This window comes from Carboxylicivirga sp. M1479 (assembly GCF_007097485.1).
In the GTDB taxonomy this organism is placed as follows: domain Bacteria; phylum Bacteroidota; class Bacteroidia; order Bacteroidales; family Marinilabiliaceae; genus Carboxylicivirga.
This window is the reverse complement of record NZ_VKDE01000020.1, coordinates 36,519-57,160: the sequence shown is the minus strand read 5'-3', so window position 1 is coordinate 57,160 and position 20,642 is coordinate 36,519. Positions and strand designations below refer to the sequence as shown.

Sequence of the window (20,642 nt, the reverse complement as noted above, 5' to 3'; positions counted from 1 at the left end):
GATGCTCTTAAGTGAGCATGCGAGTAGTTGATTTGTATTTCAAACTTCAATATATTAGGTGATTATTGATTCTTTAAACCAAACATCATGGAAATAGTATTGGGAATTATAGGAGTAATACTAATTGTTGCTTTTGGTTGGTTGTTAAGTATAAATGGCAACTACCATGTCAAACGAAGTATTGCAGTTGACACTTCTAAAGAGAAAGCTTATCAATTAATTTCAGATTTTAATAGTTGGAGAAGTTGGTCTCCTTGGTTGTGTATGGAGGCAGAGGCCGACGTTAAAATATCCAACAACGGCAAAGGAGTTGGAGCTATTAATAGTTGGGTAGGTAGCTTGGTGGGATCAGGTGAAATTGAGCATATTGCTTTGAAAGAAAATGAGCATATCAACCAGCAAATACGTTTTATCAAGCCATTTAAATCAAAGTCTGATGTTTATTGGCAATTTAAAGAGCTTGAGAGTGGCTGCGAAATTACGTGGGGTATGAAAGGGGCCATGCCTTTCTTTTTAAAATTTATGGCCAAACAGATGGAGCCATGGATTGGTATGGACTACGAGCGTGGTTTAAAAATGATTAAAGACCAAATTGAGAAAGGGAAAATTGATTCCGAAATAACAATAAATGGAGTTGATGAATTGGAGAGTTTCAATTATGTAGCCATTAATAAAACCTGCTTAATGGCTGACGTGGGGTCAAGTATGAAAGAAGCTTTTGGGCAAATAAATACACTTTGTGAAAGTGAAAGTATAGAGCACGATTGGGCTTTTTCTATCTACCATCAATTTGATTTTACTAAACCCGATTGTAATTATTCATCAGGAGTGCCATTGAAACACGAGGTAGAATGTGGCGATGAGTTTAAGCGTGGAATTTATCCTGGTATTAAAGCGGTAAAGGTTAGTTTTAAGGGTGATTACGAGCATTTGGGTAATGCTTGGGCAGCAGCTTACAGTTATTTGCGTTATAAAAAGTTAAAAGCCAATAAAAAAATCGATCCGATAGAATTGTACCTTAATGACCCAACTAAAGAAACTGATCCTGCCAACTGGTTAACGGCTATTTATATACCTATTAAGTAAGGTTTACTTGATGTAAAAAAGACAAATAAGCGATAGGAATAATAGTTCATATTCGTATTATTGAGTAGAGTTGAAGTGGTGGTGTCCTGATAGTCAGAATCGTTTTTAAGCCATTACAACTCCGCTCAATTAAAGACCCTAATCTTAAAATGCACTATTAATTGTGGGTGATAATTTATTTAAGAATACCTTGTTGTCTTAGTGTTTGTTCCACATCTTCCATTTCATCATAAAAAGCTTGTCCATACCTTCTGATTAATGGCTCTTTCAGAAATTTATAAATTGGAACACCCAAATTAGTTCCTAATTCGCGTGCTGGTCCACATAAATGCCAACTGTGGTAGTTTAAGCCTTCAAAGTCTGGGTATTTTGTAATGCGGATAGGATATAAATGACAAGAGATCGGTTTTTTAAAATCAATCAAACCTTCCTGGTGGGCTTTGTCAATGGCACATTTGCATACTCCATCTTCATCAAAATAGGTATAGACGCATTCTTTGCCATTAATGATTGGTGTTACCTTGTCGCCGTCAGAATCGATAACCCACTTCCCTTGTTTCTCAACTTCTTCAATGGCTTTGGGTTTCAGATATGGTTTAACAATCTCGTATATTTCTTCCAGAATGCTTGTTTCTTCATCCTCAAGCGGAGCGCCTGATTCGCCTTCAACACAACACTCTCCTTTGCACTTGTCCAGATTGCAAACAAATCGTTTTTCAAATATATCAGTGCTAATTATCTTATCGTCAATCTGAATCATCTAAATTTTGTCTTTTAATTTTTGAGGTGCAAAGATAGAAAAATAGCTGAAAAGTAGATTTGAAATTTATTGTACAGCTGTTGAATTACTCTCTGAGTTGGTCATCGTAATATTTTCTTCAGCGTATTTGTATGTGAGCTTATTAATTTAGACCAAAAAACGAGAGGGTCGCAATAATAATCAGACCTAAAATCCAAACAAAGCCGTACATCATCCAAACAAAAGTCATTTTAAAAAATGTGTTTCGCCATTTTCGCTGATATAAGCGTCTGGCACCAATAACCTGATAAATTGGCACCAGCAGGTATAGGTACCTAATCCATGCAATGGAGTAGTTGGTAAAAATGAGGTTGGCCACCATAACAATGGCCGTTATTGTAAAAATAAATGAATGGATGTTTAGTGAGAAAATCAGGTGTCCAATAAAAAGTTTTTTAGTTCGATAAAATGATATCCATAGGAAAAATGCAAAAATAGGCATGAATAAAAAGAGTGACCAAGAGATGAATTGATACAGTTTATTGATGTATAATTCTGGGTACTCCCGAATCATTTTAACGGTTTTGGCATACTTCGATTCTTTGTCTTCCACTTGGTCCATCACATTTTCAAATGATGACATAAAGTTATCTACCGAGTCAATGTCTTCCATGCTTATGTTGCTGCTATCCAATTCACTGGTAATAGCTTCTCGTGTGGCAACATAAATAGAGTCGTTGCTGTTTTTTATTGAGTCAACAACAGCCGTGATTTCCTCTTTTGTATTAGTTGTATCGCCAATTATATTGGTATTACCATTGTGTATGGATTTGTTGGTTATTACCGACATCAACAGGAACATAACAAAACTGATGAAGAGGTAAAAGCGAAACGGTGGCATGTAGCGAGCACGTCGTCCAGCTAAAAAGTCAATGGTTAAAAAGCCTGGTTTAAAAAGAATGGTTACCAGGGTTTTAACTAAGCGGGTATCAAAGGTAATTATGGTGCCCATAAAATCCGCAATCATAAAACGAATGGGGCGTTCCAGTTCTTTAACCGACTGGCCGCAATTGGGACAGAATTTCCCAACAAACTGATGTTCGCAATTTTGGCAAGATAAAAGTTCTGGTTCAATAGGGCTTTGCTCTGTACTCATGATTTTGCTTGGATGAGGTTACAAACGGGTTTAAATATAATTCTTTGTTTAATAATGTTTAAACAATTAGTCTAAAAAAAAGAGCTTCTTAAATGTTTATAGCTACTAGTAATGTCTTTTGTTTTGATGTTATCGAACTGCTTATAATTGCTATATTTGGCAAAATTTTAACCCCTTTTTAAATGAGAAAGCTAAAGCCAATTATGTTTGTTGGTACATGCTCTGATGCTGGTAAAAGCGTTGTTAACGCTGGGTTTTGCCGTATTCTAACGCAAGATGGTTATAAGCCAGCACCGTTTAAGGCACAAAACATGTCGTTGAATAGTTATGCTACGCCCGATGGCTGTGAAATTGGTCGTGCGCAGGCAACTCAGGCTGAGGCTTGTGGTATTGCCTGTCAAACCGACATGAACCCAGTATTACTTAAGCCGAGTGGAGAAATGATGTCCCAAGTAATACTGAATGGTAAGCCAGTGGGTAACCGTTCGGCCTATGAGTACTTTCGCAAGGATGATAATGCACGCTTGTTTGATGAGGCTTTTGCTGCTTTTGAACGATTAAGTAGCTGTTATTCGCCCATTGTGATGGAGGGAGCAGGATCCATTTCGGAATTAAATCTTAAGAAACGCGATATTGTTAATATGCGCATGGCGGCACGAGCTGGTGCTGATGTGTATTTGGTAGCTGATATTGATAGAGGTGGTGTTTTTGCCAGTGTTTATGGCTCCATTATGTTGTTAGATGATGAAGAGCGAAAGCTTATAAAAGGTATTGTTATCAATAAGTTTCGTGGCGATGTGCGTTTGTTTGATGAGGGCCGAAATATGATTGAAAACCTGACGGGTGTGCCAGTTGTAGGAGTCGTTCCATACTTCAAAGATATTTATATCGAAGACGAAGATTCCGTTGTTATTGACACGCGAAATAGCTACGCCATTGAGGGCAAAGTGAATGTAGCTGTTGTGAAATTACCTCAGATGTCCAATTTTACCGATTTTAATGCTTTGGGTTTTGATAAGCGAGCTCATCTTTTCTATTCCGATGATGTTGAACAGATTCAAAAGGCAGATATTGTAATATTGCCAGGTTCAAAAAGTACCATCAAGGATTTACTCTTTATAAAGGAAAAAAATATACCTCCCTTGTTAAAGTCAATGCACGAGAATGGGAAAACGGTGCTGGGTATTTGTGGAGGTTATCAAATGATGGGTATTGAAATATCTGATCCTGACGAGATAGAGGGATCTGTAAAGCATATTGAGGGAATAGGTTTACTTCCTTTAAAAACTGTCATTACCAAGGATAAGAAAACTGTTCAGCAGCAGTTTAAATTTCTTAGCGATGACTCCTTATGTAGTGGTTACGAAATTCATATGGGGCTAAGCGAAGTTGCGGCTTCTGCGCAACCCTTAATTAAAACCAATGATGGTCATACCGATGGTATTTATCACTCTGATAAGTGCTGGGGGACTTATATGCATGGTGTATTAGATAATAAAAATGTTATCGACCGAGTATTGTTGCCATATACAAATGAGAAAGTTAAGGAGTTTTCATATGCCGAATTTAAGGATCATGAATATAACCGCTTGGCCGACCATTTAAGAAAGCATATCAATGTAAATGCAATTTATGAAAATGCAAGGCTTAATGCAGATGAGTAACTTAGGGCAGTTTACCCACGGTAACGATGCTTATCGATATACCAATGAAATTAAAGCAGATTTCAGTACCAATACCTGGTATTTGGGGCCGCATCCGAAAGTAATACAGCTTTTACAAGCAGAAATAGATTGTGTTGCCAATTATCCGCAACTGCATGGAGAATCGTTAACAGAGCAATTGGCCGACAATTGGCATGTTTCCTCCGATCAAATTGTGCTGTGTAATGGCACGGCAGAGGCAATTTACCTAATTGCCCAGGCTTACCAAAAAGCATCGAGTCGCATTGTTACTCCTACCTTTTCGGAGTACGAGCATGCATGTCAAATATTTGAGCACCATATTAGTTATTGTGGTGCTGGTTTTATCGCCGAGTCGATGAATACACCCGAAGGCCTAATGTGGTTGTGTAACCCAAATAATCCCACGGGACAAGTGTTTGGTCGCGATGTTTTATTGAGTATTATAAAGCAAAACCCACAAACCTTATTCGTTATTGATGAGGCTTATGCTGATTTTTGTATGGAAGAGGTAACTTTAAGTGCATATATAGGCAAGTATAAGAATCTCTTGATTTTGAAATCAATGACCAAGAATTATTGCTTGCCAGGTTTGCGTTTGGGTTATGTAATGGGGCACCAGAGTGTTGTTCAAAAAATTGCACTTTATCGTCCGCCATGGTCGGTTAACAGTTTGGCCTTAAAGGCAGGAGAGTTTTCGCTAAAGAATCCATTGATATCAGAAGATAGCCTTTTGCAATATTTGAGCTTATCGCGCGAGTTAATGCTTGAATTAAATACCATTGATCAGGTAGAAGTGCAGGGTTCCTCAACGGGTTTCTTTTTATTAAAAACACCCATGAAGGCAGCTGAGTTAAAGCACTTGTTGGTTGAGAAGTATGGTTTGTTAATTCGAGATGCATCCAATTTTAGAACATTAAGCGAATACCATATTCGGGTAGCCAGTTTAACGCGGGCTTCTAATGCACTTTTGGTTAATGCTTTTAACGAAATTTTTGCCTAATGGAAGAGCATGTAATTGGCTTGATAATCGCCGTTTTTATTGCATATATACTTGATTTGCTAGTTGGAGATCCCATTTCTTTGCCGCACCCAATTGTTTACTTTGGTAGGATGATTACTTGCTCAAATAATCAGTTTAATTATGGGCGATGGCGCTTGATAAAAGGGGCCTTGGTTAGTTTAATACTAATAGGTTTTGTTTTTGTGTTTTTTCAAGTGCTAATGCATTATAGTTTGCTGCATTCGGTTGCTTTGTACAGTTTGTTAACTGGTCTGTTCTTTTTTTATGGCCTGGCCAATAGAACTTTAATAAGGGAAGGAGTCGCGGTTTTTAAGGTTTTAAATAACGATGGCTTAGAAGCTGGGCGTAAGCAATTGGCTCGAATAGTTGGACGTGATACTTCGCAATTAACAGAGCAACAGATAAAAAAAGCAAGTCTTGAAACAATGGCTGAAAATTTAAGTGATGGCGTTGTGGCGCCCATTTTCTGGTTTGCGTTGTTGGGCATCCCTGGTATGATGGCCTATAAAATGATTAACACACTAGATTCAATGATAGGCTATAAAAATGAGCAGTATTTCTTATTCGGGAAAATAGCAGCTTACATCGATGATATTGCTAATTACATTCCTGCGCGCATTACCGCCTTATTGATGGTGGTTCTGGGCGGTTCCATAAATGGCTTTCGCTTTGTGTTCAAATATGGTCATAAGCATAGTAGTCCAAATGCAGGTTTTCCCGAGGCTGCTTTAGCCGGAATCTTAAATGTACGCTTTGGCGGGCCCAATACTTATCATGGGCAAGTGCTCAACAAACCATTTATTGGGAATAGTGATCGTGAAATTATACTGAACGATGCGCAAAAAACGGCACGTATCAATCATTTGGTAACATTGGTAAGTGTATTGTTGTGTATCGCAATTAAATGGATAACTCTAACGTAATGATAAAATTAAATAACCTTAACGTCGAGCCACTTCAAGAGTCATTGGCTGAGGCTTTACAATATAAACTTGATCAAAAAGCAAAACCCATTGGATCGCTAGGACAAATGGAGCAAATAGCCAAGCGCGTAGGTTTAATTCAAGGCTCGCTAAATCCGGTGCTAAGCAAGCCAAGTATGCTTACGGTGGCATCTGATCATCATATTTGTGAAGAAGGAGTTAGTCCTTGTCCTGTTGAAATAACATGGCAGCAGTGTTTGAATTTCCTAAACGGAGGTGGGGGCATTGGGCTCTTTTCCAGTGAATATGGCTTTGAGCTAAAGGTCGTGGATGCTGGGGTTGATTTTGATTTTAAACCGCATCCGAATTTGATTGACGCCAAAGTGCGAAAAGGGACTCGTAATTTTTTGCACGAGCCAGCCATGACAATTGAAGAGTGTTTGCTTGCTATCGAAAACGGTAGACAAATTGTGGCTAGCTTGGCTTTGGAGGGCACAAATGTAGTTGGTTTTGGAGAGATGGGTATTGGTAATACTTCTCCTGCTTCTGCATTATTATCGGTCTTTGCTAATTATCCAATAGAAGAATGTGTTGGGCCTGGCTCTGGCTTGAATGTAGAAGGAGTGAAGAAGAAAGCCAGAGTGTTAAAAGAAGCCATTCAGAAGCATGGAATAAGTGATGATCCCATTGTTAATTTAGCGCGCTTTGGTGGCCTGGAAATCGCAACGATAGCAGGAGGTATGCTGGAGGCTGCGGCAAGAAAGATGTTGATTATTACCGATGGTTTTATAACAACTTCAGCCTTGCTAGTGGCGCACGCTATTGATCCTTTGGTGGTTGATTATGCATTTTTTTCTCACCAGTCGCAGGAGCAGGGGCACAAGAAAATGGTTGATTTTCTTCAGGGAGAGCCCATTCTTGATCTTGGATTTCGATTAGGAGAAGGTACTGGATCGGCTGTTGCCTATTCGATAATTAAAGGTTCTGTAGCGATGTTAAATAAAATGACCTCTTTTGATGAAGCAGCAATTTATAATACAGCGAATGATGGTATCCGCATCGAGTAGAACTTCAAAATGTTTATTGTTATCCTAATAGTGGTTGTTGTAGTTGGGTGTGTCGCCCTTACGTACTAACTGCTCCGTACCATTTAGTGGTCTGCTCCGGTATAACCTCGCTGGGAGCGTAGTTGTACCGATGCAGGTACGATGCAGGTACGAAGCAGACCCGATGAAGACCCAACCAAGCATCAAAGAAGTACCGAAGAAAGCTTGGAGTTTAATTTGTGTGATACCAATCAAATTATAATTAAACGAGATCTGATTCAAGATGCTTTTACCACAATAAGACGCACCTTTGAAGCGCATCGCGATACCATTATCAATTATTTTAATGGCAGAAGCACCAATGCAGCCGCAGAATCATTTAATGCTAAAATCAAAGAATTTCGTCGGCAGTTTAGAGGTGTGAGCGATGTGAAGTTTTTCCTGTATAGACTCTGTAAAATTTATGCCTAGACCCAGAATTTGGTTCTGATCCTTCTGATCCTAATCAATGATGAATTTTTAGATACAAAAAAAGGGAATAACTTTCGTTACTCCCTTTTCTATTGCTTGGGTGGTGCCACCTGGAATCGAACCAGGGACACATGGATTTTCAGTCCATTGCTCTACCAACTGAGCTATGGCACCCAGTTACTTTCACCGAAGTAAAAATAACATAAACAATAACCCTTTACCCTTGGATTAATAAGCTGTCCCCACAGCTTATTAATAAACCCTAAAATCAGCCTTATGACTGGTGGTGCCACCTGGAATCGAACCAGGGACACACGGATTTTCAGTCCGTTGCTCTACCAACTGAGCTATGGCACCAATCTTCGCAAACACCCCACGTATTGGGGCTTTTAGCAACATTTCCTCCGAAATGCGGTGCAAATATAGGCAAAGATTTTAGACCGCAAAAATATTTTTTAAATTTTAGTGTTGCTTTTTTTTGTCAAGTGTGTGAATTTGCCTGATGTTTAGTATTTTTGCACCCTCAAAAAAAATTAATGGAATATCAAATACATACTCTGCCAAATGGCATTCGCATCATTCATAAGCAAGATAAGTCGGCTGTAGCTTATTGTGGTCTGACAATTAATACGGGTTCTCGTGACGAAGAAGTGGAGGAGCACGGTATGGCACATTTTATCGAGCATGTTATTTTTAAAGGCACAAAAAAGCGAAAAGCTTACCATGTTTTAAGTCGATTAGATGATGTGGGTGGAGAGTTAAATGCATATACCACCAAGGAAGAGACCTGTATTTATGCTTCTTTCTTAAAAGAAGATTTTGAAAGAGCCATTGAGTTAATTCATGATATAACCTTTAATTCTGTTTTCCCGGAAAAGGAATTGGCCAAAGAAAAAGAAGTTATTGTAGATGAAATAAACTCATATAAAGATAGTCCTGCAGAGCTTATTTTTGATGAATTTGAAGAGATGCTGTTTAAGAATGACCCCATGGGGCGAAATATCTTAGGCACCGAACAGCAATTAAAGAAGTTTGATGAAGCCATGATCCGTCAGTTCATGAAAAAGAACTACAATACCGATCAAATGGTTTTTTGTACTGTTGGGGATGTGTCCTTTAAAAAGATTATCAAGTGGCTTGAAAAATATTTTGGACAGGTTGAGGAGAATGTAAGATCCTATAAGCGTCCGCCAGTAAAAACATATGTTCCCGAGTCCCAAACTTTCGAAAAGGATACACATCAGTGTCATGTGATTATGGGGAATGTGGCTTATGACTTTAAGCACGATAAGCGTTTGCATCTTCATTTGTTAAATAATTTATTGGGTGGGCCAGGTATGAATTCAAGGCTCAACTTATCCTTGCGTGAGAAGAATGGAATAGCTTATAATGTTGAATCTAGCTATGTGCCTTATTATGGAACAGGCGTTTTTAATATTTACTTCGGAACGGATGAAGAGAACCTGATTCGATCATTTAATATCATCGATCGTGAGTTGAAAAATCTTCGCGACAAACAGTTGGGTAGCCTGCAGTTGCATAAAGCAATGAGGCAAATGAAAGGTCAAATAGCCATTTCAAATGATAATCGTGAAAACTTAATGTTGGCCATCGGAAAAAGTTACTTGCTGTACAATCAAGTTGATCCATTGGAAGATGTGTATCGAAAAATTGATAGCATCACTGCTCAGGATTTACAGGATGTGGCCAACGAAATATTTAACCCTAACAAACTATCATATTTAATTTATAAGTAGTCATGACTAATTTATCAATCGACCTGGAGCAATACATACTGGAGCACATTGACGAGGAGCATGAGTTGTTAAAAGAGTTGAATAGGCAAACGCATATAAAAATGTTACAGCCTCGCATGTTAAGCGGGCATTTACAAGGCCAAATTCTAAAAATGCTTTGTCAAATGATTAAGCCTGTAAATGTGTTGGAAATAGGCACATTTACTGGATATTCGGCTATTAGTATGTCTTTGGGGATGAACAATAAGGATGCGTGTATTGACACCATTGAGCTAAATGATGAAAATGAACCATTTATTCGTTCCTTTATTGAAAAAGCAGAAATGCAGCAAGTCATTAACCTGCATATTGGCAGTGCTCTTGATGTAATTCCCCACTTGGATAAGAAGTATGACCTGGTGTTTATGGATGGAGATAAACGACAGTATAGTGCTTATTACGATTTGGTGCTGGATAAGTTAAATAATGGAGGCTATATTTTGGCTGATAATATCCTTTGGGATGGCAAGGTTGTTCAGGAAGTACCGCCGAATGATGCTTATACTCAAGAGATATTGGCCTTTAATAAAATGGTTAAAAATGATGCCCGGGTAGAGAAAGTGATTCTACCTTTTAGAGATGGTATCTTTATGATTCGTAAAAAATAAGAACCTTTTTAGCAGATTGGTGTTTCAATATCTAAATGCGACATAATATTTGAAAATATGCAAACAGCAATTTTATTTGGTTCTTCTCTTGGTAATACACAGTTTATTGCTGAAAAAATCAGTAAGGAATTACCTCATGCCGATTGTCTTCCTGTTAATGACTTATTGGGAAGTCAGTTGCTCAAATATGATCATTTGATATTAGGCACATCAACTTGGGGTATAGGTAATTTACAAGATGATTTTGAGTTGTTTGTTGACCTTTTGTTGTCTTTGGATATGTCGCAAAAAACCTTTGCACTCTTTGGCTTGGGAGATCAGCATACTTATCCGGATACTTTCTGTAATGGAATGGGTAAGTTATATCAGTTGCTGGTTGATAAAGGCTGGAATGTCGTAGGAAAAACCTCTATCGAAGGATATGATTTCTCAGAATCGGAAGCCGTAATCGGAGAGGAATTTGTTGGTCTGGCTTTAGATGAAGATAATGAGCCTGATTTGTCCGATTCAAGAATTCGAAACTGGGTTAAGCAATTGCCATTTTAGAGAGCTTTAGTTATTATTAAGTACCTTTAGATTGATTGTTTGTCTAAGAAAATTCTACGATAGTCTTAGGAAAGTAGCCGTAAATCAATTTTTCCTGTATTATTAATTTATTCGACATACTTTTATTTGTTCAATGAACAGATGATGTTATTTGTATGTATCTAAATGATCACTTAATTAGTGCCGAATCGTTCCCCTTGGAAGCATTCTATTATATAATTGATAATAATGGAAAAATGTCTTCTATTCGAGAGAATGTACCTTGGTGTTCTGCCATCCCTGATGAGCAAAGGAGTGCAAAGCTTGTGCCTGCTTTGTTAGATATGTACAAGGAGTTTCTGAAGAGTGAGGATGGGCCTTTTGTTAAGGACCTAACAATTTGTGTTAAAGGTCAGTTAGCCCTTGTTGAGTGTTCTTTTGTTTTGAATGAAGGCGGAGCGTGTGAAATAAAAGGAAATATAAAGCCGCAGGATAAGTTAAAAGGGAGTATTTCAATTGATAAGCTGCCTTATCCTATTGCGATTGTTAAAAAAGACGGCGAAATAAGTCGTTTTAACCGCTTGTTTATTGATTTCTTTATTGATAGTCCTGTAGTTGTAATGCCGGTGTATATTCAGGACGTTATAAAAACGAATGTACTTTCTCCAGAGAAGTTTGATTATTTAAAAATGACTGAGTCTGATGCTAACAGTAGAGCAGTGCTTTGCCATTTTAAAGGAACTGAGAATAATCAAACGTTTTTATTGAACTTGATACCCTTAGAGCTGACGAATGATAAGTTATACTTAGCTGCCATAAAAGACTTAACGCAGTTCATCGAGGTTCAACAAAATTTAGAAGATCAGAATCAGGAATTAAGAAAGCAGGTGCAGGATGAGTTTGAAATCAATAAATCCTATGAAATAAAACTTCTTCAGAAAAACCGCTTGGAATCCTTGGGCGAAATAGCTTCTGGTATTTTCCACGAGCTTAATCAGCCCTTAACGCATTTAAGCCTGAAGATTGATAATATGATTGATCGTTGGAGTAGAGGGGAAGTTGATGAGGCCTATTTAATGTCAAAGACAGAGCAGATTCAAAGGCAAATTTCTCGTATGCGAGGTATTATTGATGAGATGAAATTATTTTCAACAGTGCCAGATCGTAGAGATGACCTTGTGAATGTTCGTAAGGTGCTGAATTGTGCTTTAGAAGATGTCAGGTATATGCAAGTTGATGGCTTAATTTTGGTCGTAAGTCATTTGGATGACATTAAGATCAATGGTTCGGAGAATGAATTAGAACAGGTTTTTGTAAATCTTCTAACCAACAGTTTGCAGTCTTTACAGCTGAAAAAAGCTGCAGAATCAGGATTTAAGCCAAAGCTTAAAGTTGTATTTAAGATTGAAGATGATTTAATAAAGATTGTTTTTATCGATAATGGCTTGGGCGTTAAAAGTGAAGATGTTGAGAATGTTTTCAAGCCATTCTTCACAACAAAAAAGGATATCGGCGGAACGGGTTTAGGCTTGTTTATTATTAACAATCTCATGCGTAAAATGAATGGGGCACTAAGTGTTGACTCTATTTATGGAAAATATTTTAAAACAACACTCTCGTTCCCTATGATTAAAGAAATTGATCAGTAATTATACTAAGCAAATCAACGAACCATAACCAGTTAAATTTTATCATTAAGAATATTGTCGCCAAAGAGTAAAAAGAAGATTTGCAATGTGAAGTGATAAAGCGATGACTGGTAATTGCTAGATTATTATGAAACAAGCCATGAGAATAAATGATTTTGGCGAGTTCCATATGGCAATTAAAACAAAATTATAAACAGATGAAATGACCATGTAAATTTGATTATCTAAATTTTCACACAGGAGGATGATTAAATTTATTTGAGAGTTCCATGTGGCAATAAAAAACAAAATATAATCACATGAAATATTCAATATTGCTATTTGAGGATGAAGTAGAGCTTAGGCAAGAGATTAAGGAAAGTATTTTGCTTGATGGTGTTGAAGTTTGCGCTTTTGAGTCGTGGGATCAATTTGTTGCTACCAAGCTGGAGCGTACTCCCAAGTTAGCTATTCTCGATATAAATCTGGCTGGTAAAGATGGCTTGTCTATTTTTCAAGACCTTAAAGAGCGATATGTTGATATTGAAGGGATTATAATTACAGGGCAAGCCAGTGTTAAAAATGCCATTGCATCTGTTAAGTTAGGTGTTCGCGATTATATTGAAAAACCATTTAGAGCTAAAGATATAAGGGCTGCAATTGAAAAGTGTGAGAGTTATAAGCAGTTTCGTGTTAAAAACTATGTGGCTGATCGTCAATTAGAGGAGTCTAGAAAAAAGTTTGAAGCACATTGGGGGATCGAGTTTATAGGTGTTAGTCAGTCGATTAAAGAAATAAATACCTTAATGAAAAGGGTAGCGCAAGCAGATGCAACCTCCGTAATGATAACAGGAGAAAGTGGTAGTGGTAAGGAGTTGATTGCACGCGGTATTCATAGTATGAGTGAGAGAAGTGGTACACCATTTTATCCAGTTAATTGTACTGCCATACCGGATTCTTTATTTGAGAGTGAATTTTTTGGCTATCAAAAAGGTGCTTTTACAGGTGCTTTAGCGAATCATGAAGGGTGGTTTGAGAGAGCTAACGGAGGAACCTTATTTCTTGATGAAATTGGAGATATGAATTTGGCTTTGCAATCTAAGTTGCTGCGAGTTTTAGATGAGCGTAAAGTAACACGGATTGGATCACATGATGTTATTAATGTTGATACGCGAATTGTGTGTGCCACGAATAAGGATTTGAAAAAAATGATTGAAGATGGTCAGTTTCGTTTAGACTTGTACCATCGATTAAATTCCTTTCATATTCATATTCCCCCATTGCGTGAGCGAAATGAAGATATTCCTGTTTTAGTAAATCATTTTGTTCGGTTGTTTTCCGAGACTCATAGCAAAGGAATTGTTAGTATGCACTCAAAAGCAATGAATTTGTTGGTAAATCATCATTATCCTGGGAATATTCGAGAGCTTAAAAACTTAATTGAACGTGCCATATTAATGTGTGACTCTAATGTAATAAAAGCACAGCATTTAAATTTTACCGAACAGACTAATAATGGCATTGGTGATGGGTATGATTATAGCTTGGAAACCGTGGAGAAGGAAACTATTCTGAAGGCGATGAAAGCCTGTAGTCATAATAAAACCCATACTGCTGAAAAGCTCAATATTACACGGCAAGCTCTCAATCGAAAGCTTAAAAAACACGGAATAGAATAGAGGCGACCATTTTTGGTCGCTTTTTTTTTGTCCCAAAAAATGTGGAGATCACTACAGTCTAGAATGGTCTTTTTTACTCTTTGTTTTGTGCAAGTTCATTCGTCAATAAAATTTCCATTTTAGTCTTTGAATAGAGTGTTTCTATCCTATTTTACGTTTTGCTGAAAAAATGGATTAGTTGAATTTTTCCTCTGTAATTAATAAATAAAGTAGGTAGTGGCCGATTTAGGTCAGAAAGCTGATTGTGTTATTTTACAATTTTAAGCATCACATATATAGGTATTTAATGTGATTTTGGATTGCATGTTTTTTTGGATGATGACCAAAAATGGTCGGTTGTATAGTACTCATTCTTGCTTTACTTTGGCTATGTATCTATTAATCAGTCTAATGAATGTATTGGCACATCTGTTGTTATATGACAAGCAACCTAAAAATGATTTCAGAAATGAAACAACACACATTATTAATATTAAGTCTTATGCTCTTGTCGCAAGTTGGATATTCTCAAGTATCTAACTCTTCACGTGTAGAGCAAAAAGGTACTAACAACCAATTAGTAAATGCTCAGATTGGTACTTTAAATATGGCTAACCTTTTTCAGAGTGGAGATGCTAACCAGAACACTACCCTTCAATATGGAAAAAGCAATGTTGCTGAAGTTAATAGTAGTGGGAATAATAACGTAAGTCTTCAGTCACAAGTTGGTCAGATGAATTTGCTTAATGTGAAGCAAGAGGGAGTAGGTAATCGTAATAATGTTTTGCAAGTAGGTGTTGGTAACGAAGTAGAGTTGATTCAAAAAGATCGATACAATAGAGGAGGTAATGAAACCACAATTATTCAAGGAGGAGTTGCCAATAAAGCAAAAGTAAAACAGTATTACCGAGGTAACCAGGTCTTTATTACCCAGGTGGGAGAGGATAATGTTGGTGATATCTATCAAATGGGAAGTGGAGACGTAGTTAATAGTAAAGCTGCCCTTTATCAAGGTGGTAAAGGTAATATGGCTGACATTGATCAATATGGAAAGAGCCAGGAGGCTAATGTCACTCAAATAGGAGTATCCAATAAGGCAAGTGTTGTGCAGAAAAAAGGAGCCGGCAATATGATGAATGCTCTTCAGCTAGGAGAGGGTAATGTGGCGAATATTGATCAGCAAGGAGATAGAAATAAAAGTACAACGATACAAATTGGAAATAGAAATAATGCTTTAGTAGAGCAAAAACAATAAATAAATATTTAATAATTAATGTTTTACCTAAAACAAATAATCATGAAAAAGTTACTCTTTAGTGTGGCGCTTAGCGCTTTAGCAGTTGTTGCTTTCGCACAAAACAATGGAAATGTAGTTCAAAGTGGTGTTAATCATGTTGGTACAATTACTCAGTCGGGTGATCTTAATCAAGCTGATGTGAACCAAGCTGGTGATTTTCAGCAGTCAGAGGTTGTGCAAACAGGTACATCTAATACTGCTTTGGTTTCACAAGATATTGCAACGGTTGCTGGTGGTAATGTTGGTAACGTAACTCAAGAAGGAATTGGTAATGATGCCACAATTCTTCAGTCGGAAGATGATAACAAAGGTTATATTACTCAGATGGGAACGTCTAATGTTGCTGAAATTGATCAAGAGAGCAATATTGGTAAAAGAGATGTTGAAAATACATCTACAATTTATCAAGATGGAGAAGGTAATGTTGCCAAAACTCTACAGGATGGCAATTTGAATATGTCTGATATTTATCAAGATGGGGAAGCAAATGATTCTTATGTTTGGCAAAGTGGTAGTGAAAATGTCGCTGATGTTGATCAAATGGGTTTAAGCAATGATGCTGATGTGTATCAAAAAGGTGATGGTCAAGATGCTACTGTTTATCAGGATGGTGAATCAAATGATGCTCGTGTTTACCAGGATAAAAATGGAGTTCAAGGTGGTAATGTAACTGAAATTAGCCAAACTGGTACAGGTAATGATGCAGAAACTATTCAAACTGAAAGTGATAACTATGCTGGTATTACTCAAGTTGGAGAGTCAAACGTAGCAAAGATTGATCAGCAAACCAATTGGGGAAAAAGTGATTTAGATAACTTAGGCTCTATTTCTCAAAGTGGAGAATCTCACGATGCACTTATTGAGCAGAATGGTAATTTATTAGGAGCATGGGTTGATCAGACAGGAACAAATAATACAGCAAAAGTAACTCAAGATGCAGAAGGTGGAGAAGCTTTGTTAGGATACTCTGCAGTTGCATGGGTTAATCAGTCAGGTAATGATGGTGATGTAACTGTGCATCAAAAAGGTCTTTATAATGCTGGTGTTGTAACGCAAACTGGTTCGTTTGAGGTAGCAGATGTTGAGCAGTTTGGTGTTGCAAGTGTGGCTGCTGTAGGTCAAGTTGATGGTTATGGTAATAAAGCTGTTGTTAAGCAATTGGATGGTTCTGAATTGAACGTTGCAGCAATTGGTCAGTATGGTGGTTCTAAAAATTATGCAGGTGTACGTCAAACTGGAGAAACTTCAGTAGCCCTAGTTGGCCAAGCCATGTCAGAAATGTCTAGAACAGCAGTTATTCAAGCCGGTGATGATAACTTAGCAATTACTGGTCAACTGATGACTTACAAGTCGAAAATAACTATTCAGCAGGTTGGTGATGGTAACATTGCTGGTGTTGCACAGGCAATGGAAAATGAGTCAGAAGCATATGTATGGCAAAGATGGGGTGTTGAAGGTTCAACAGCTGGTATTTTACAAACTCTAGGTGGTGGCAATGATGCAACTATTTACCAAGGTATTCAAGGTGTAGCTGGTGGTTCTAATTTAGATGCTCAAATTAGCCAGTATCTACAATCAGGAAGTACCGCTATGGTTCAGCAGTCAGGTGATGATCATACTGCTATTATTACTCAACAATTTGGTGGTAATAATAATGCCTTAGTTGACCAAACAGGTAATGGTGGTCATATGGGAACTATTTCTCAAACAGGTTCAAATCATTCGGCTACAGTACTTCAAAGTGGAAATGTAGTGCAGCCATAGGTTCTATAAAAGTAATTGAAGGAGCAGATTTTGCTCCTTCAATTTTTTATTTATAATGGAAATTTCTTTGTTCATCTACAGTTTACTGTAGGTTATCAAACTTTTTATTGTAAGTAGTTTTTTTTAGTAATTTTATTAACTCATAAAAGAAACGATGCCATGAAAAGAGTATATTTTCTACTATCATTTGTGCTAGTGCTTGGTTTATTATCGGCACAGTCTAAGGATGAGCCAAAAAATAAAGGGCATCAAAAAGAAGAGCGGGGAAATCTTGCTTTTATTCAACAAGTAGGAACTAATAATTCAGTTGTTGTTTCCCAGCAAAACACAGGACATGAAGCTTTTATTGATCAGTATGGTCATGAAAATGTTACCGCTGTATTGCAAAAAGGTAATGGAAATAAAGTAGAAAGCGTTAGTGTTGGGCATCAAAATAATGTTAATGTTCAGCAGCGTGGAAAACAAAATTCTATTACTAATAATGTGTTGCTAGGAAATGATAATCATATTAGTTTATCCCAAAGAGGTAACGGTAATTCCATTAAGAATACAATTGCGTTGGGTTCTAAGAATGATATTACGATCCAACAAAAAGGGAAAGGGAATTCTGTTACAACAAATACTCTAGGCTCTAATTATGATGTAAATATTCGCCAACAAGGTAATGGTAATAAAGTGGTAGGTGGTCATTATATTGTGGATGTAAATAAGCAGCCAACAACTGTTGTTCAACAAGGTAATGGACATGAATTAGAATATAATCAGTATTTTGGTTATAGGGGAATAGACATTAAGCAAACGGGTAATGCTGCAAAAGCAAGTGTCGAACATCGCTGATATGTATGTATAAATGGATAGTAATTGTCTTGTATAGTTTTCTTATAAAAAGTTTTGCGCTGTGTCAGAGTAATGACTCTACGGAGCAGGATAGTGTAAGAAAAGAGGTGCCACAGGCGATAATTGATTTAGTAAAAGAATATGATCGGCAGGTTAAAGAAGCCGAGAAGAATAGAAAACAACAGCTTGTAAAACCAGCGACTTTAGAAATTGACGGAATCATCATGGATGAAACCATGTCAAAGTCTGGTCGCGAGTTTTATGAACTGTTTTTTTCGTATTGGCAAAAGCCAAAAGGGTATCGTAATTATTACGTAAAAGTGAAGGAGAGACCGTTTCAGTTAAATAATACGGTTATTGAAGTGTATTTAAGGGAGCAATTGTTATATCAGCAAATGATGAGGCGACGATATGATGAAGTGGAGGCAATGGCAAAAGTAGCTGTGAGTATTGTGCAGCAGCAGATATATAAGGAAATTATTGCCCAAAGGGCCATTATTGAGCAGCAGAAAAAACTGCAAAACGATAAGTAAAACAATTGGATATGAAGTTATTGGTATTAGTTGGTTTGGGTTTGTTATTTGGTATGACCGCTTATTCTCAGGATTTTGTTTATAAGCCTATAAACCCAGCATTTGGAGGAGATACTTACAATTATTCTTGGTTATTAAGTCAGGCGCAAGCGCAGGATACATTTAAAGATCCTGATGCGATAACTAATGATGATCCTTTAGCTAGTTTTCAAGAGGATTTAAATAGGCAAATTTTGTATCAACTAAGCCGAAAGTTAGTACAAGATCAATTTGGTGATGGTGATTTACAACCAGGGGTATATGATGTTGGTGATTACCATATTCAAGTTGGAGAAGGAGCTGAAGGTGTTAATGTTTCGATCTTAGATGTTGTGAATGGTGGACAGACAAGTGTTACTGTTCCAAATAACTAGAAGTATTACCTGTTTGGCGATGTCTGAATTGGTAGATAGAAAGAAAAAATAAAGATTTTTAGAATGAGAATATACCTCGCACAGATATTGGTTGTTGTACTCGTTTGGGGGTGTAGTCCAACAATTCATCAGACTCAAAAAACTGAGCCTGCGCGCTTGGGTGCTGAAACACCTTTTCATGCTGAGCTAAAAAGCTTGCCTCCGCCCCAAGAAAAGTTGGTTGCTGCTGTTTATAAATTTAGAGACCAAACAGGTCAGTATAAGCCGACAGAATATGGCTCAAGTTGGTCAACAGCTGTAACCCAAGGAGCTACTACTATTCTTATTCGATCATTGGAGGAATCAGGCTGGTTTAGACCACTGGAAAGAGAGAATCTTGGGAACTTAAGCGCAGAGAGACAGATTATTACAAATACTTTAGCCGCGTACGAGGGTAAGGGGCAAACTGCCTTGAGTCCTTTGTTATTTGCAGGTATTATCTTGGAAGGTGGTATTATTTCATACGAAACAAACGTACGTACAGGTGGTGCTGGCCTGAGATATTTTGGTGCGGGAGCGTCAGGGCAGTATCGTGAAGATCGGGTTAGTATTTATCTGAGAGCTGTATCTACTAAAAATGGGGAAATCTTAAAAACTGTATATAGTACTAAATCTATTTTATCTCAAAAAATAGATTTCTCAGTTTTTAGGTATGTCAAGTTTAAGCGCCTCTTAGAAGCTGAAACAGGTATAACCTATAACGAACCCTCTGAAATGGCAGTAACAGAGGCTATTGAAAAGGCAGTTTATGGTTTAGTTGTTGAGGGGATTGTTGATGGTTTATGGAATTCAAGTGGCAATGTGGCGTATATTGAGCAAGTAGCTAATGATTATTTAAGTGAAAAAAAGGAGAATGCTGAAATTGATCATTTAGGACGTCGTTTCGATGATAGAGAAAGTATGTTATCTATTGGTTTGGTGAGTGGCTTTGCGTATTCAGATGTTGATATTGAAGGATCTAATGCGGGCTATACGGCTGGATTAAATGTGAACTTAAGATTATCGCCTGTTATTTCCTTTAATCAAGAAGTAAACTATGGCCAGTTAGATAGTGATGTGATTGGAAATAATCAATTTCTAAGCTATACACCATCTTTTCGTTTTGATTTGTTGCCAAATGAAAGAGTGAGCCCCTATTTATCTATTGGATATGGAGTGCTTACGAATAAGTATATGGCAGATGACACTGCCGTGAAAAATACCTATTCATATGGCAGCGGAACCTTTGGCTTTGATTATGTTCTATCCAAAAGAGTGAAGATTAATGTGGCGATTGGTAACAAGTACTTTGCTAGAGATGATTTGGATGGTTTAGTACGAGGAAGTTATAACGATATGTTATGGGAGGGAAATATTGGTGTTAGTTATCAAATAGGTAGTGGCTGGTATAAGAAAACTTTGCTAAAACGTAAATAAT

Annotated in this window: 19 protein-coding genes and 2 tRNA genes; 17 read left to right on the top strand and 4 right to left on the bottom strand. The window is 37.3% G+C overall.

The window, feature by feature from the left end:
- Positions 1-87 precede the first annotated feature (87 nt).
- On the top strand, positions 88-1,086 hold the full coding sequence (locus FNN09_RS13245) for a GyrI-like domain-containing protein (protein ID WP_143302847.1): 999 nt from the start codon (positions 88-90) through the stop codon (positions 1,084-1,086).
- A 175-nt stretch (positions 1,087-1,261) separates the two neighbouring features.
- Here the strand turns inward: FNN09_RS13245 and FNN09_RS13240 are convergent, their stop codons facing one another.
- The gene (locus tag FNN09_RS13240) at positions 1,262-1,846 is read right to left on the bottom strand and encodes a DUF3109 family protein (RefSeq protein ID WP_143302846.1); all 585 of its coding nucleotides are present in this window, start codon (positions 1,844-1,846) and stop codon (positions 1,262-1,264) included.
- A 142-nt stretch (positions 1,847-1,988) separates the two neighbouring features.
- On the bottom strand, positions 1,989-2,981 hold the full coding sequence (locus tag FNN09_RS13235) for a DUF3667 domain-containing protein (RefSeq protein WP_143302845.1): 993 nt from the start codon (positions 2,979-2,981) through the stop codon (positions 1,989-1,991).
- A gap of 182 nt (positions 2,982-3,163) precedes the next feature.
- Between FNN09_RS13235 and FNN09_RS13230 the strand changes: the two genes are divergently transcribed.
- The 5 genes from FNN09_RS13230 to FNN09_RS21590 all read left to right on the top strand — a co-directional run bounded on the left by FNN09_RS13230 (position 3,164) and on the right by FNN09_RS21590 (position 8,127).
- Positions 3,164-4,645: a cobyric acid synthase gene (locus FNN09_RS13230; RefSeq protein ID WP_143302844.1), complete on the top strand. Its 1,482-nt coding sequence runs from the start codon at positions 3,164-3,166 to the stop codon at positions 4,643-4,645.
- Positions 4,614-5,666 (top strand): histidinol-phosphate transaminase, encoded by a 1,053-nt coding sequence (locus tag FNN09_RS13225; RefSeq protein ID WP_185968990.1) that lies wholly within the window; start codon positions 4,614-4,616, stop codon positions 5,664-5,666. Before FNN09_RS13230 ends, FNN09_RS13225 begins: the two co-directional genes overlap by 32 nt.
- The gene (gene cbiB / locus FNN09_RS13220; RefSeq protein WP_143302842.1) at positions 5,666-6,610 is read left to right on the top strand and encodes an adenosylcobinamide-phosphate synthase CbiB; all 945 of its coding nucleotides are present in this window, start codon (positions 5,666-5,668) and stop codon (positions 6,608-6,610) included. The genes FNN09_RS13225 and cbiB overlap by 1 nt, the downstream gene beginning before the upstream one ends.
- Entirely contained in the window at positions 6,610-7,677 is a 1,068-nt protein-coding gene (gene cobT, locus FNN09_RS13215; protein ID WP_143302841.1) for a nicotinate-nucleotide--dimethylbenzimidazole phosphoribosyltransferase, read from the top strand. Before cbiB ends, cobT begins: the two co-directional genes overlap by 1 nt.
- 141 nt (positions 7,678-7,818) lie before the next feature.
- Positions 7,819-8,127, top strand: coding sequence for a transposase (locus tag FNN09_RS21590; RefSeq protein WP_366520169.1), 309 nt, complete (start codon positions 7,819-7,821; stop codon positions 8,125-8,127).
- Between the two features lie 101 nt (positions 8,128-8,228).
- Here FNN09_RS21590 and FNN09_RS13205 read toward each other — a convergent pair.
- Together FNN09_RS13205 and FNN09_RS13200 are read right to left on the bottom strand one after the other, a co-directional pair.
- Positions 8,229-8,301 (bottom strand) — tRNA-Phe (locus FNN09_RS13205).
- A 107-nt stretch (positions 8,302-8,408) separates the two neighbouring features.
- Positions 8,409-8,484 (bottom strand) — tRNA-Phe (locus FNN09_RS13200).
- Between the two features lie 179 nt (positions 8,485-8,663).
- Between FNN09_RS13200 and FNN09_RS13195 the strand changes: the two genes are divergently transcribed.
- From FNN09_RS13195 to FNN09_RS13145, 11 genes are all read left to right on the top strand, one after another.
- A complete protein-coding gene (locus tag FNN09_RS13195; protein WP_143302840.1) occupies positions 8,664-9,884 on the top strand; it encodes a pitrilysin family protein in 1,221 nt (406 codons plus the stop codon).
- A 2-nt stretch (positions 9,885-9,886) separates the two neighbouring features.
- Positions 9,887-10,531, top strand: a complete 645-nt coding sequence (locus FNN09_RS13190; protein ID WP_143302839.1) for an O-methyltransferase — start codon at positions 9,887-9,889, stop codon at positions 10,529-10,531.
- A gap of 57 nt (positions 10,532-10,588) precedes the next feature.
- Positions 10,589-11,077, top strand: coding sequence for a flavodoxin (locus FNN09_RS13185; protein ID WP_143302838.1), 489 nt, complete (start codon positions 10,589-10,591; stop codon positions 11,075-11,077).
- Positions 11,078-11,232: 155 nt separating this feature from the next.
- A complete protein-coding gene (locus FNN09_RS13180; RefSeq protein ID WP_143302837.1) occupies positions 11,233-12,705 on the top strand; it encodes a sensor histidine kinase in 1,473 nt (490 codons plus the stop codon).
- Positions 12,706-13,004: 299 nt separating this feature from the next.
- On the top strand, positions 13,005-14,363 hold the full coding sequence (locus FNN09_RS13175; RefSeq protein ID WP_143302836.1) for a sigma-54 dependent transcriptional regulator: 1,359 nt from the start codon (positions 13,005-13,007) through the stop codon (positions 14,361-14,363).
- A gap of 448 nt (positions 14,364-14,811) precedes the next feature.
- The gene (locus FNN09_RS13170) at positions 14,812-15,597 is read left to right on the top strand and encodes a hypothetical protein (protein WP_185968989.1); all 786 of its coding nucleotides are present in this window, start codon (positions 14,812-14,814) and stop codon (positions 15,595-15,597) included.
- Between the two features lie 42 nt (positions 15,598-15,639).
- Positions 15,640-17,403, top strand: coding sequence for a hypothetical protein (locus tag FNN09_RS13165; RefSeq protein ID WP_185968988.1), 1,764 nt, complete (start codon positions 15,640-15,642; stop codon positions 17,401-17,403).
- A gap of 159 nt (positions 17,404-17,562) precedes the next feature.
- Positions 17,563-18,240: a hypothetical protein gene (locus tag FNN09_RS13160; protein WP_143302834.1), complete on the top strand. Its 678-nt coding sequence runs from the start codon at positions 17,563-17,565 to the stop codon at positions 18,238-18,240.
- 5 nt (positions 18,241-18,245) lie between these two features.
- On the top strand, positions 18,246-18,773 hold the full coding sequence (locus tag FNN09_RS13155) for a CsgE family curli-type amyloid fiber assembly protein (RefSeq protein ID WP_143302833.1): 528 nt from the start codon (positions 18,246-18,248) through the stop codon (positions 18,771-18,773).
- An 11-nt stretch (positions 18,774-18,784) separates the two neighbouring features.
- Positions 18,785-19,186 carry a curli production assembly/transport component CsgF gene (locus tag FNN09_RS13150; RefSeq protein ID WP_143302832.1) on the top strand — a complete coding sequence of 134 codons (402 nt, stop codon included), beginning with the start codon at positions 18,785-18,787 and terminating at the stop codon, positions 19,184-19,186.
- 63 nt (positions 19,187-19,249) lie between these two features.
- Positions 19,250-20,641 carry a CsgG/HfaB family protein gene (locus tag FNN09_RS13145; RefSeq protein WP_143302831.1) on the top strand — a complete coding sequence of 464 codons (1,392 nt, stop codon included), beginning with the start codon at positions 19,250-19,252 and terminating at the stop codon, positions 20,639-20,641.
- Position 20,642: the final 1 nt, after the last annotated feature.

Coding starts and splice junctions, on each gene's coding strand:
- FNN09_RS13190 (WP_143302839.1), top strand. CDS start 9,887: ATGACTAATTTATCAATCGACCTGGAGCAATACATACTGGAGCACATT.
- FNN09_RS13185 (WP_143302838.1), top strand. CDS start 10,589: ATGCAAACAGCAATTTTATTTGGTTCTTCTCTTGGTAATACACAGTTT.
- FNN09_RS13195 (WP_143302840.1), top strand. CDS start 8,664: ATGGAATATCAAATACATACTCTGCCAAATGGCATTCGCATCATTCAT.
- FNN09_RS13150 (WP_143302832.1), top strand. CDS start 18,785: ATGAAGTTATTGGTATTAGTTGGTTTGGGTTTGTTATTTGGTATGACC.
- FNN09_RS13165 (WP_185968988.1), top strand. CDS start 15,640: ATGAAAAAGTTACTCTTTAGTGTGGCGCTTAGCGCTTTAGCAGTTGTT.
- FNN09_RS13155 (WP_143302833.1), top strand. CDS start 18,246: ATGTATAAATGGATAGTAATTGTCTTGTATAGTTTTCTTATAAAAAGT.
- FNN09_RS13230 (WP_143302844.1), top strand. CDS start 3,164: ATGAGAAAGCTAAAGCCAATTATGTTTGTTGGTACATGCTCTGATGCT.
- FNN09_RS13225 (WP_185968990.1), top strand. CDS start 4,614: ATGAAAATGCAAGGCTTAATGCAGATGAGTAACTTAGGGCAGTTTACC.
- FNN09_RS13145 (WP_143302831.1), top strand. CDS start 19,250: ATGAGAATATACCTCGCACAGATATTGGTTGTTGTACTCGTTTGGGGG.
- cbiB (WP_143302842.1), top strand. CDS start 5,666: ATGGAAGAGCATGTAATTGGCTTGATAATCGCCGTTTTTATTGCATAT.
- FNN09_RS13160 (WP_143302834.1), top strand. CDS start 17,563: ATGAAAAGAGTATATTTTCTACTATCATTTGTGCTAGTGCTTGGTTTA.
- FNN09_RS13175 (WP_143302836.1), top strand. CDS start 13,005: ATGAAATATTCAATATTGCTATTTGAGGATGAAGTAGAGCTTAGGCAA.
- FNN09_RS13240 (WP_143302846.1), bottom strand. CDS start 1,846: ATGATTCAGATTGACGATAAGATAATTAGCACTGATATATTTGAAAAA.
- FNN09_RS13245 (WP_143302847.1), top strand. CDS start 88: ATGGAAATAGTATTGGGAATTATAGGAGTAATACTAATTGTTGCTTTT.
- cobT (WP_143302841.1), top strand. CDS start 6,610: ATGATAAAATTAAATAACCTTAACGTCGAGCCACTTCAAGAGTCATTG.
- FNN09_RS13235 (WP_143302845.1), bottom strand. CDS start 2,981: ATGAGTACAGAGCAAAGCCCTATTGAACCAGAACTTTTATCTTGCCAA.
- FNN09_RS21590 (WP_366520169.1), top strand. CDS start 7,819: ATGCAGGTACGAAGCAGACCCGATGAAGACCCAACCAAGCATCAAAGA.
- FNN09_RS13180 (WP_143302837.1), top strand. CDS start 11,233: ATGTATCTAAATGATCACTTAATTAGTGCCGAATCGTTCCCCTTGGAA.
- FNN09_RS13170 (WP_185968989.1), top strand. CDS start 14,812: ATGAAACAACACACATTATTAATATTAAGTCTTATGCTCTTGTCGCAA.